This window comes from Microbulbifer sp. CNSA002 (assembly GCF_047324085.1).
Classification (GTDB): Bacteria; Pseudomonadota; Gammaproteobacteria; order Pseudomonadales; family Cellvibrionaceae; genus Microbulbifer.
Map to the genome: position 1 here is coordinate 4,768,670 of NZ_CP172449.1, position 12,108 is coordinate 4,780,777.

The window sequence follows — 12,108 nt, forward strand, 5'->3', positions numbered from 1 at the left end:
CCACTTGCCATTAGTGTCTATTGGACACATAATATTTCAAGACCTATTATTCAAGCCCTGGAGAGACCGGGGTTTATTCACAGCAAGGAGCTTGCTGCTATGGCCCAGCACTACGATTTTGCCGTTTTCATCGGTCGATTCCAGCCATTCCATTCCGGACATCTAAAAGTAGCCCAGTGCGGATTAGCTCAGGCCCAGCACCTGATTATCCTGATTGGCTCCGCCAACCAGCCCCGCAATCCTCGCAACCCCTGGACTCATCGCGAGCGGGAACAATTTATCAGGAAAAGCTTAAGCCAGAGTGACAACAAGCGCCTGACCTGCCTACCTTTAATGGATGTGCCCTATAACGATGAGCTGTGGGTACGCAATGTACAAAACTCCGTTAACGGCATAGTGACCGCTCATCACACCATTCCCCACAAGCCACCTCAAATTGCATTAATCGGGCACCAGAAAGACCAGAGCGGTTTTTACCTCAACCTCTTCCCCCAGTGGGGATCCCTTGGGGTGGAGAATCACAACGAAATCAGTGCAACCCCCTTTAGGGAGGCACTATTTACCGACAGCGCCGATAGCTTGTTGAATTCACTCAACCAAGAAAAGCAATTGCCAGAGGGCACTATTGGCGCTTTAAGAGAGTTTGTGGAGACCAATCCAGCCTACGGCGAAATGCGCGAAGAAATGGCATTCATCCAGCGCTACAGATCCTCCTGGGCCACCGCTCCCTATCCGCCAACTCACGTTACTGTCGATGCTGTAGTGGTCCAATCTGGCCATATCCTGCTGATAGAGCGACGAGCTTTTCCCGGGCGGGGTTTATGGGCGCTGCCCGGTGGTTTTGTCGACCCCGGTGAGCGACTGATCGATGCCTGCCTGCGAGAATTGCGAGAGGAAACACGCCTTAAAGTCCCGACACCAGTGTTGAAAGGATCTATACGCCGGCAGGATGTATTCGATGAACCCTATCGCTCGGCCCGTGGAAGGACTATCACACACGCCTATTACATAGAACTGGCTCCCAGCCAACAGCTACCCAAGGTAAAGGGCGGTGACGACGCTCGCCATGCCCGCTGGGTTCCCCTCGCTGATCTGGACCCTCAGCAGCTATTTGAAGACCACTATTACATCATTCAATCCCTGATTGGCGGTGCCTAAAGCTGGTAGGAGGTGGCCAATTGCCGCCTCTTGCACATTCAACAACTCGCATTACCTTCACCAATACCCAAAAAAACACGCCAATACTTGACAGCTTAGTATCGAAAAGACACTATTAACTTAGTTGGTGTCCTTTAGACAATAATTGGCAAGGCCCGCACTGGAGAGACCGGTGCTAACAACTACTCACGGAGGATTTCCGCGATGAACCAGTACAACCCAATCCTGAATGTCGACAGCTATAAAACCAGCCACTACCTTCAGTACCCAGAGGGAACCCAGTATGTCAGCAGCTATATCGAGAGCCGGGGCGGCCAGTTCAAAGAGGCTGTTTTCTTTGGCCTACAGGCATTTATCAAGCAGTACCTGACTACCCCGATCAACGCAGAGCACATCGAAGAGGCAGAGGAGCTCTGTCTGGCCCATGGCCTGCCATTTAATCGCGAGGGATGGGAATACATTCTCCAGGAGCATCAGGGTTACCTGCCCATTGAGATTCAAGCAGTTCCCGAGGGCAGCGTTATCCCGACTAGGAATGTCTTAGTCCAAGTAGTCAATACAGACCCCAAGTGCTTCTGGCTAACCAGCTATATCGAAACCGCCCTGCTGCGCGCAATTTGGTACCCCACCACAGTTGCCACCCAAAGCCGGGAAGCCAAAAAGGTCATTCAACGATATTTACTGGAAACTGCTGAGGGCCTCGACTCACTGCCCTTCAAGCTACATGACTTTGGCGCACGCGGTGCTAGCAGCGAAGAGACAGCTGCGATTGGGGGCCTGGCCCACCTGGTAAATTTCCAAGGCACAGACACCATTGCCGCCGTACTCGCCGGCCGCCGCTACTACGCAGCCCCAATGGCCGGATTTTCAATACCCGCTGCAGAGCACAGCACCATGACCAGTTGGGGACGCGAGCAGGAAGCCAAAGCCTATGAAAATATGCTGACGCAATTCAGCGGTGACAATCGTCTGGTCGCCGTAGTGAGTGACAGCTACGATCTTTGGAGTGCTATCGAGAATATCTGGGGCGGTGAATTAAAAGAGAGGGTAGAAAATAATGGCGGCACCCTGGTAATTCGCCCGGATAGCGGCGATCCCGTTGATATAGTCACTCAGACTATTGAGCGCTTGATGAGAATATTCGGAGCGACCATTAATAGTAAAGGTTTCCGAGTACTTCCTGACTTTATTCGGGTGATCCAGGGTGACGGGATTTCTCTACACACCATTGAGGGCATCCTCAGCGCAATGAAAGCCAGAAAACAGAGCGCTGAAAATATTAGCTTCGGTATGGGAGGTGAGCTTTTACAAAAAGTTAACCGAGATACCATGAGATTCGCCATGAAAGCCAGTGCGGTTCGAGTCGATGGCCTATGGCGGGATGTTTACAAAGACCCCGCCACCGATAGCGGTAAGCGCTCCAAGAGAGGGCGCTTGGCATTAATAAATCATCCCGGCGGAACGCCCTACACTATTCATGAGCAAGATATTGGTAGCCGTAATAATCTGCTGGAAACCGTCTACCGCAACGGGAAATTACTTATAGAACAAGACCTGGAAACTATTCGGAAACGGGCAGTTATTGTTGAGGGTAGAGATATATTGGCTGTTGCCAGTTAATATTAACTAATCAGTAATCTTTTAGGGAGCGTTGATGTTATTGGAAATTGCAGTTGGAGATGCCTACGGAGCCGGATTTGAGTTTTGTAGCCGTGAGATTATTAACAATAACAATCATGCTAACGGGTATATCTCTCATCCCCTTGGCATCAAACCCGGTTGTTATACCGACGATACTCAGATGAGCTTGGCTATTGCTGAGCTCCTTCTTGAGAATTCGAATCCCCAAGAGTCGGACTTTGCACAAGCTTTTATCCACGCTTATAAGCGTGATCCTCGCCTTGGATATGCATCAGGCTTTCAAAGCCTTCTCGATAGCTGTGAAACTGGAAAGGATCTAACTCGCAAGATAAGGCCTCACAGCAAACGTAACGGTGCAGCAATGCGCTCAGTACCCCTTGGGCTTATTCCCGATATTGATCAACTACTAACAGTGGCTAAATGCCAAGCTAGCGTTACGCACAATACCGAAGAGGGGATCTTATCTGCTCAAGCAGTTGCCCTAATGGCACATCTATTAATCTACCAAAAATCAACTCTAATTGAGTTGCCCAAGCTTATTGAGAAAAAGCTCAACCTAAAATTAATAGGAAGCTGGTCTGGCAAGGTCAACTGTGATGCCTTAGAAACCTTGGCTGCGGTAAATATAGCACTACAAAGTAATCGAGACTTCCTTGGACTATTGAAGACCTGTATAGATTTTGGTGGTGATACTGATAGTGTCGCCGCAATTGCCTGCGGGCTTGCAGCACTTACCAGAGAGTACGATTTGGAACTTCCTTTCAGTTTACTCTCTGGCCTGGAAAATAGTACTTATGGATACCAATACTTGATTGAGCTAGATAAAAAATTAGTTAACAATTTTTTATCTTAAGAAGCGAAACTATTTTTCAGTTAAAGCTCTAAATTTCTTATAAATTTATGATCAGCGGAGCTTTCACTCAAACGATAGAGCGCTGCAGGCCGACCTTTTTCAGAACGTTTTTCACCAGTATCTACTAACAAATTTGCCTGCTCAATTCGCCTGCGAAATGATTTTTTCTGTATTGGTTTACCAATTATTGCCTCATGTACATGCTGCAACTCTGGCAAGGTAAAAGTTTCCGGTAATGCAAATGCAGGCACAATAGTATAGAGCGCTTTTTGAACCAAACGCTCATGGGCACGACTAATAATTTCCTGATGATCAAAAGCCAGAGATAATTGAGATATCTGAGAGTAAGGCAACCAGTCCACACTCGATACGGTATCGATTGCACTTGCACAGCGCTGGTGGGCAATCAAGGCAGTATAGGCAACCGATATCGACCATCCGCGCTTGTCTCGGCTAGATCCACCAAAGGTATAAAGCTGCTCTAAATAGGGAGGTATAACTGATGTCTTTTCTTTTAGCTTTCGGTTAACCGCCGCCTCCAGACTATTATCTTCGGTTTCAGAGACAAATCCTCCAGGCAAAGCCCACTTTCCTTTCTCTGGATGAGCCGAGCGCTTAACCAATAACACCTTGAGAAAGCCTTCGTGATAGGTAAATAGAACTGCATCCACAGTAACTAAAGGAGCGTCAAAGTTACGCTTCTCATAGCGAGCTATATAGTCTTTTTCATTCATAGGGAGAGACAAGTATCATTTAGACACTTAGTGTAACTCGAAGGTATTGGTGGGATAAAGTTATTTACTTTCAGATAATTCTGAGCCGTCAATTTCCTCTTGTAGCTTTTCCAAGTCGTCCAGAATTCTCAGGAATTTCTGTCCAAATTCTGTAACGTTATATTCCACACGGGGAGGAATCTCTGCATAGCTGATCCGCTCCAGTATCCCGAACTCCATATTTCTTCGTAAACATTCATTCAGGACCTTGGTAGTCAAACCCTCAACGCTGCGAACCATCTCCCCCGGTCGATTTACCCCTCCAGCCAGAAGCTGATAGACAGTAAGGGACCATTTACAGCCATAGATAGTCTCAACCATTCTGGCACTTCTCTTGGGCGGGCGCTTTCGCGTGAGCATGTTTTTCTCTGATTTCATCAATACTTACCAAAAAGTAACTAGTGCACCATTTTGTGCTTACTTTTCAACCTATCCGATTCTTTTCTAAACTCCACTCACGTAATGAGCATATCTCAGTGAGGAAATAATATGAGTGACTCCACTAAAAGACCAGATTCTACTGAACAAAAAGAAGTTGCCTTAATCGTTGGTGGTTCCAGTGGTATGGGACTCGCCATTGCAAACCTACTGGTGAAACAGGGAATCCACACAGTTATTATTGGCAATAATCTCAACAAACTTGAAAGAGCCCACAACGAATTAACTCAGATGGGCTCTGCAGAAGCACTTCAGGCAGACCTCTATCAACAGGCTGATATCAGCGATATTATCGAATATATAAAATCCAGCAATCATCATTTTAAATACCTGGTAAACGCCGCTGGATATTTTAATCCTACTGCATTTCTTGAACATACTCGGGAAGACTACGACACTTATCTCGACCTCAACCGTGCCACCTTCTTTATTAGCCAGGCCGTAACAAGAAACATGGTAGACAACGGCGGAGGGAGTGTAGTGAATATTGGCTCCATGTGGGCCAAGCAATCCGTAAAGGCGACACCCTCCTCAGCCTATTCAATGGCCAAAGCCGGTTTACATTCGCTCACCCAACATATGGCGATGGAACTGGCCGATCACAAAATTCGTGTTAATGCAGTATCCCCTGCGGTGGTTAAGACGCCTATCTATGAGTCCTTTATCGATTCGGGGGAAATAGACCAAGCACTTGCTTCCTTCGATAACTTTCACCCTATTGGCAGAATTGGTACCCCCCAGGACATCGCTGGTGTCGTAGATTTTCTTTTAAGCGACAAAGCAAGTTGGGTAACTGGAGCCATTTGGGACGTTGATGGCGGGGTAATTGCTGGGAGAAACTAGAATACCAAAACGCCCGGATAGAAGTATTTTATTCGGGCTCAATTTAGAGAAATTCCTGCACTGCAGCTCCTGCTAAAGAATTGTTATTTTACCTTTTATTTAAATATCCAGAGTAAACCATCAAAACCATCTAAAGTAGAAAATTAAATCCTAAGACATGACCAATCGCTTGTGCAACAAAATACCACTCACTATAAGGTATTTTACAGCATCAACAACATTCTGATCGGCTTGCAATAAGCTATCACTCTTCTCAAAAAATCTAATTGCCTTCTTATGGTCCAAAAACGGCATATCCAAAGTTGCACGGCTATGAACAATATCCTTCATATATTCATAAAGTTTCCTGTTTTTCTTATCCGTAAGTGGTGGAGTCCAAAGAGGCTGTTTTTGCTTCTTGTATACTTGCTCTGTTAACACAGGTTTCATGGCTTCTCTGAGTATATATTTCTCCGTTAACCCGCGAATCTTGTATTTATCCGGCAATACTGAGACATACTCAACCAGGTGATGATCCAGAAAAGGTAGGCGCCCTTCGATAGAGTGAGCCATTTCTGTTCTATCCCCCATCATTGTAAGAACATAGTGGGGCAGCATAGACTTGGTAAAGGTATATAGACTTTTTGATAAAATGGACCTGTTCTTAACCGAAAAGGCACCTCCCAAGTGTTCCAACAGAGTTTCTGCAGGCTGTAAGTTCTGTATATACTCGGCATAACCCTCACAAAACAATGGGAATATCTTTGTGCCCATATCCATAAAGCTCTGCATCCAGTTTGGAAAGAAGCCAAGGGCTGACTTCACCACCTGTGACTGATGCATTCTTGTAGAGGCCATAAAAACGCCTTCGGAAACAGGATCACCAGACTGCAATTTCTGCAAGATAGCTTGCTTTTCTTTTTTTGGAATTGCATCTAAATAATTTTCGATAAAATCTTGCCTGAACCAACCGTAACCAGCAAATACTTCATCTGCTCCATCCCCAGTAAGAACCACTTTATAACCGTGCTCTCGAACAACTCGGCTTAGAACATATTTAGTGATAGCGTTACCGTTAAAGAACATTTTTTCGCCGGTATAAGCAGTATCCTCAAAGCAAGAGATCAGTGTGTCACTATCAATTTCAACAGGGTGATAATTACTTCCCAAGTAATCAGTCATGGATTTTGCGTTAGAGGACTCATCATAGGCCGGATGATCAAAAGATAAGGTGAATGCATCGATCGGCTTATCCACCATACCTTGCGCTATACCAAGCACGGAAGAGGCATCTATGCCACCACTCAAATAGCAGGCAACAGGTACATCAGCTTTGAGCCTTAACTTAATCGATTCAGAGAAGCGCTCGCGCACCTCACTAATAACCTCTTTCTCATCGAAAACATTACTTCTTTGTTCCGCAATAGTGGGGAAGTGTAAATTCCAATAAAGATGAGTCGAAAATTGTAGATTATCCAAATAGGCCAAACCATAATGACCAGGAGGAAGCTCATGAATATTGTTAAATAAGCTAGAGGCTGGAGCATGCAAGAAGCTAATTTCTTGCCAAAAAGTATGTGGATTCCAATCTATCGGCAAGCCAAGCGCTTTGAAGGCCTTAACTTCTGATGCAAAACACAAGCATCCATCTGCCCAGTAATAAAAAAGAGGTTTTATTCCAAATCTATCTCGAGCAGAAAATATTAAGTTTTTTCTTTTATCGTAAAGTACGAAAGAAAATTCTCCTCGAAGATAGTCCAAGCAATAAACGCCAAACTCTTGATATAGGCCGATAAGTATTTCACTATCCGATTGTGTAAGAAAACGATAGTTCCGCCTTATCAAATCATCTTTTATCTCTAAATAATTATAAAATTCACCATTAACAATGCAGACTACCTCTCCATCATCACTCAATAGTGGCTGCTGACCACCTTCCAAGTCAATAATACTTAGGCGCTTATGAGCCAGCCAGGCCCGTCCATCTCCTGATGACCAGAACCCTTCACCATCAGGCCCTCGATGGGAAAGGGTCTGTAATGCTCGATAAATCTGTTCCCGGTTGTATACAACGGTATTTGAAAATACAGCTAGCAGCCCACACATTTTGCTGCCTCCCCAATATCGATAGAAGGACTGCCTCAGATTAGCAAAAAAGTACTTCGCGCCATCTACTCAAAAAAAAGCGAACAAATACTTATACATTAAAGAATTGAACTAGAGATAAGTATGAGATTAAAATTTATAACCAAACTCACATTTCACTAGCTGAGCTTGATTACAAGCTCAGACTTAAAGAGAGTTATAAATTTTAAAGATATCATTTTCTTTCACTATCCAGCTAAGCTTTAGCTAAAACTCTAGATATATTGCTGCTCTAGGAAAATCTTTTGATTTACCTGAGCAACCTAAAATCTTTACTTAGAATAAAGATCTCTAAAATTTACATTGTACGTATTCCATTCGGTCTAGATTAATGATAACAATACCATTTAAACTCAAACAACTAACTTTATACGTAAATATAAATTATACAGCCCAATTAATAAATATAGACCGCTCCTGCATTTTCAGCTTCATTGCTCTCAGGGTTTGCGAACAAACCGCTATCCGCTCCATCTTCAGTGTTCGCCCCTACTGCTAAACTAGCTCCATCTCCACTTAACGCAACAGAGCCACCAAAATGGTCTCTCGAGTCTGTGTTGCTCGCCTTAATATAAGCTTCACTAGACCAGTCTACGCCATTAAATATATAGGTATAAACTGCTCCTGCTCTAGTTGAAGATTCGTCTGTACTATCTCCGAACAATCCTTGGCTATAGCTTTTCTCTCCCCATGCTCCCACGGCGATAGAACTGCCATCATCACTCAGGTTTACCGCCTCTCCAAAATAAGCCGATTCATGAGGATTGAAAGCTTTCAAATTGGCAGTTTGCTCCCAAGCGTTTTCTTTTCGAGAAAAAATGTAGACAGCGCCACTGTTAGATTCACTTTGTAATGGGGCGCCAACTGCTAGAGTTTGCCCATTACCACTTAAATTGAGCGCAAGTCCAAACCAATCATCAGCGACAGGATTACTAGCCGATATCTTGCTATCTTCCACCCAGGATTCACCATCCAACTGGTATAGATAAACGGAACCCGCCCCTGCATTGTCAGCATAAGCCCCAACGGCGAATGAAGCCCCGGCATCATCAAGGCTTATCGAAGAACCAAAACCTAACCCCTCAGAACTATCAGCAGCCTTAATGTAGGCATACTGTGACCAACTTCCCTCCTCATTACGGAACACATATACCGCTCCAGAATCTTCAATAGAATCGCCATCAAGACCACCATCTTCACTGGGTGCGGTTACTGCTAAAGTAGAACCATTTCCACTAAGGCTAAGGGCATAGCCAAATAGGTCATTATTTCCTTGATTGTCTGCTTGAAGTCGGGCGCTATGGACCCAACCTTCATTACTTCGGGAAAAAATATGAACAGCGCCCGCAGAAAAATTATCATTTTCCCCGTTCTCCTTGAATGCCCCTACTGCAAGCGTATAACCATCATCGCTAAGACTCAATGCAGTTCCAAACTCTGCAGCTTCTTGAGGATCTGGAGACTTAAGATAGGCTTGCTGTGTCCATTCGCCATCTTCCTGACTAAAAATATAAACTGCACCTGAATCAGGTGTCAGGTCATCCTCTTGGTCACCACCGCTATCTTCGCGAGGAGCACCTACTGCAAGCAGGTTGCCATCATCGCTAATTGCTAGATCCCAACCAAACTGATCGTCAGCATCCGTATTACTGGATTTAAAATAACCGATACTGCCTATCACATCCTGATCAATTGCTACTGCATCAGAATCGATACATCTCTGATCATCGCAGGTTTGCAATAAGTATTGGGCATTAAGCTTTTTGAATAAAGGCACCACTAATTCAATGCGCTCTTCTTTTGGCGCAATGGGATTTCCAATAGGTTCAAACCCAGAGTGCCCATCAATATTTTCAAATAACTGATAATAAGTTGCCCCAGAAACATCGTTCCAGCGAAAGGTTAGCGTTTTAGGCTTCTCATAATGGACCGCCATCGTAGCAGCTGTAAGCTCGCCACCTGTGTCTGGATCATCTCCCCCGCTCGAAGATCCATTACAACCTGAAAGATATACACTGAACATCAAGATTACTAGGTTAATATTAAATTTCACTATATGCTTTCCTTATAGGTCATCGTATCATTTTTCAAAACTATCTTATCCTTATCCCTTAATTAGATATTATTTTTATTGTCAACACGAAAATACAGAATATTCTCGCATCGCCTTAGCACTAAAATATTTCCAACAAGAACCACTGCAAGAAGTAAAATTCGAATGAACTTCGAATATATCCGTAAATAAACGTCTCCTTTTATAGACTTAGGTCTGATTCTCTTTTAGAGCCTTGACAGGATTAAGGGCTCAGACTGCTTTATTAATTTGCCAATTAAGACTTAGAAGTTCATTCTTGAATTCACAATAGCTAATTAACCAGTATGAAAAAACATAAAAACATAAAAAGCAAACACTCAGACGAGCAGACATTATTATGTATATTTTATTTATTCAGCAGCCGGCAGCAATAACTACTAAACAAAGTGTAAAACACTTATCAACGCCTATACTATTTACCTTTTATTATTGAGTTTGCGCCAATCATCCTGCACACCAAATGGAGCAACCGACCAGTACGAAACCAATAGTAATGCCTATAAATATAATTTGTTAATTTAATCTATAAACCATCACTCTTCACATTACAACCGAGACTTTATAAGACACTCATAATGAAACAGCCATCTAAACACACTGATACTTTTAAGCAGCCTACAAGATTCAACTGACAGAGTGAACTTTTTTTAATAAATATATTTTTACCCTCCGAACTAGAACAATAGGTCCAACTAAAAGTCTTTAATGGCTAGACATCTGTCCGAACTTGAGGGTACGTTCTTATAAAGAAATGTGACTCAAAATTTCTTAGCCAACAAAAATACGGATAATTTTTTAGCAGTTTGAAGCCAGATATCCCACATGTTTACACAAAATAAATCGATGAAGAGATGGCAGCTTAAAAATTTTCGTGCGCCAAAAATAAGAAATGTGGGCTTCTAGCCATTCAGATAATAGAGTATTATTTTATCGTATCTCATACCTTTTATGCATGAAAGCAGTTTAAAAAGGTGTAGTGGTAATTTCTTGCAACTAAAATCTGTAAGTATTCCAATATTTATTTGGAGTTCAAGATATTAGATACTCAACAACTCTTCCAGCTCGCCCTGCATGTAATTGTCGAATCCACGGCTTCATCCTAGATTTACTAACTCCCATGACCTCACAATATTCATTCATTATATATTTTGCCTGACTATCGGTTATACAACCTAATATTTGTACTCGGAGAGAGAAAATACCTCTTTCACAATTGGATCATTATTGATCTTGTTGAATGTAGTGCGACCAGCGGCCAAATTTAATATGACGATTCCTTTTACAACATCTAGATAAATCACAGTCCTATTAAGGCATGATTTAAGCTTAACCTTTGGAACCACCCCTATTACTAATTGAATTTGGTAAAATCAAATCTACTGGTTTTCTTGAATTAACATAATCCCGAAATTCGGGAGCTACATATTCAGAACGCAACTCCCATATCCTTTTAAAAGGGCTCATTGATAAATATGCAGTATATTGACGAGTCATTGAATCCCAAATAGTAAAATCCAACCTGTTTGCCTTATATTGGAAATAGGCCTCTTCCCAGATTTTAAAAAAACGATATACAAAACCAATGATTCTCAAAGTATCGGCACTTGACAAAGAATCAAAATCCTTCATTGCTTTGGCAAAGATGTCTGCCATTGGTCCGTCACAAATTGCTGCCACAGCTTCTCGATGAGCAATGGATATCTCATGCATAGAAGCAATCTTTGATTCTTTATTCTGAACTCTTATTAAAGCGGCAAGATAGACTAAAGATGCGACAACCGCAAAGGCACCGACAAGCTCACCAACGGCACTTAATGTATCCCATAGCATACTCAAAATTCAATCTCGTCAAGCAAGGCGTAAATTATATAATTTTTGACACTATCACTTTAGACTTTGAAAATACCCGAAACTACTAGTCTCACTGTCAAGGTATTATATAGGCACTTGTCACATGGTGCTTATTTCATCTTTTAAAATAATTTAGACTATAGGTAATTAGAAAATGACAAAATAGTAAAACCAATAGAATGGATTGATTTGTGCACTTCTTTTTTATCGAAAATATCACATAGATGCTAAGGCTATATATTTTCGCATCAATGAAGTTGCCTATTTTAAATAAGTATAATTCTAAAACAAGAAATTTAAACTAAAGGAGTTAAATAATATCCAGCTGAAAT

General features: G+C 42.7%; 9 protein-coding genes. 4 read left to right on the forward strand and 5 right to left on the reverse strand.

Annotated features, from left to right (window positions below; genetic code table 11):
* Positions 1 to 99: 99 nt before the first annotated feature.
* The 3 genes from ACG1BZ_RS21040 to ACG1BZ_RS21050 all read left to right on the forward strand — a co-directional run bounded on the left by ACG1BZ_RS21040 (position 100) and on the right by ACG1BZ_RS21050 (position 3,652).
* Positions 100 to 1,158 (forward strand): bifunctional nicotinamide-nucleotide adenylyltransferase/Nudix hydroxylase, encoded by a 1,059-nt coding sequence (locus ACG1BZ_RS21040; RefSeq protein ID WP_413663531.1) that lies wholly within the window; start codon positions 100 to 102, stop codon positions 1,156 to 1,158.
* Between the two features lie 204 nt (positions 1,159 to 1,362).
* Complete coding sequence (locus ACG1BZ_RS21045; protein ID WP_413663532.1) at positions 1,363 to 2,778, forward strand: nicotinate phosphoribosyltransferase; 1,416 nt, start codon at positions 1,363 to 1,365, stop codon at positions 2,776 to 2,778.
* A gap of 34 nt (positions 2,779 to 2,812) precedes the next feature.
* Positions 2,813 to 3,652, forward strand: coding sequence for an ADP-ribosylglycohydrolase family protein (locus tag ACG1BZ_RS21050; RefSeq protein WP_413663533.1), 840 nt, complete (start codon positions 2,813 to 2,815; stop codon positions 3,650 to 3,652).
* Positions 3,653 to 3,672: 20 nt separating this feature from the next.
* Here the strand turns inward: ACG1BZ_RS21050 and ACG1BZ_RS21055 are convergent, their stop codons facing one another.
* Both ACG1BZ_RS21055 and ACG1BZ_RS21060 read right to left on the reverse strand, forming a co-directional pair.
* Entirely contained in the window at positions 3,673 to 4,386 is a 714-nt protein-coding gene (locus ACG1BZ_RS21055; RefSeq protein WP_413663534.1) for an NUDIX hydrolase, read from the reverse strand.
* Between the two features lie 60 nt (positions 4,387 to 4,446).
* Complete coding sequence (locus ACG1BZ_RS21060) at positions 4,447 to 4,803, reverse strand: winged helix-turn-helix transcriptional regulator (protein WP_413663535.1); 357 nt, start codon at positions 4,801 to 4,803, stop codon at positions 4,447 to 4,449.
* A gap of 111 nt (positions 4,804 to 4,914) precedes the next feature.
* Between ACG1BZ_RS21060 and ACG1BZ_RS21065 the strand changes: the two genes are divergently transcribed.
* Complete coding sequence (locus ACG1BZ_RS21065) at positions 4,915 to 5,706, forward strand: SDR family NAD(P)-dependent oxidoreductase (RefSeq protein ID WP_413663536.1); 792 nt, start codon at positions 4,915 to 4,917, stop codon at positions 5,704 to 5,706.
* Positions 5,707 to 5,856: 150 nt separating this feature from the next.
* On the opposite strand, the gene asnB is transcribed toward ACG1BZ_RS21065, so the two are convergent.
* From asnB to ACG1BZ_RS21080, 3 genes are all read right to left on the reverse strand, one after another.
* Positions 5,857 to 7,791, reverse strand: coding sequence for an asparagine synthase (glutamine-hydrolyzing) (gene asnB, locus ACG1BZ_RS21070; RefSeq protein WP_413663537.1), 1,935 nt, complete (start codon positions 7,789 to 7,791; stop codon positions 5,857 to 5,859).
* 436 nt (positions 7,792 to 8,227) lie between these two features.
* A complete protein-coding gene (locus tag ACG1BZ_RS21075; protein ID WP_413663538.1) occupies positions 8,228 to 9,883 on the reverse strand; it encodes a histidine kinase in 1,656 nt (551 codons plus the stop codon).
* Positions 9,884 to 11,251: 1,368 nt separating this feature from the next.
* Positions 11,252 to 11,761, reverse strand: a complete 510-nt coding sequence (locus ACG1BZ_RS21080) for a hypothetical protein (RefSeq protein ID WP_413663539.1) — start codon at positions 11,759 to 11,761, stop codon at positions 11,252 to 11,254.
* Positions 11,762 to 12,108: the final 347 nt, after the last annotated feature.

Coding starts and splice junctions, on each gene's coding strand:
- ACG1BZ_RS21040 (WP_413663531.1), top strand. CDS start 100: ATGGCCCAGCACTACGATTTTGCCGTTTTCATCGGTCGATTCCAGCCA.
- ACG1BZ_RS21045 (WP_413663532.1), top strand. CDS start 1,363: ATGAACCAGTACAACCCAATCCTGAATGTCGACAGCTATAAAACCAGC.
- ACG1BZ_RS21050 (WP_413663533.1), top strand. CDS start 2,813: ATGTTATTGGAAATTGCAGTTGGAGATGCCTACGGAGCCGGATTTGAG.
- ACG1BZ_RS21055 (WP_413663534.1), bottom strand. CDS start 4,386: ATGAATGAAAAAGACTATATAGCTCGCTATGAGAAGCGTAACTTTGAC.
- ACG1BZ_RS21060 (WP_413663535.1), bottom strand. CDS start 4,803: ATGAAATCAGAGAAAAACATGCTCACGCGAAAGCGCCCGCCCAAGAGA.
- ACG1BZ_RS21065 (WP_413663536.1), top strand. CDS start 4,915: ATGAGTGACTCCACTAAAAGACCAGATTCTACTGAACAAAAAGAAGTT.
- asnB (WP_413663537.1), bottom strand. CDS start 7,791: ATGTGTGGGCTGCTAGCTGTATTTTCAAATACCGTTGTATACAACCGG.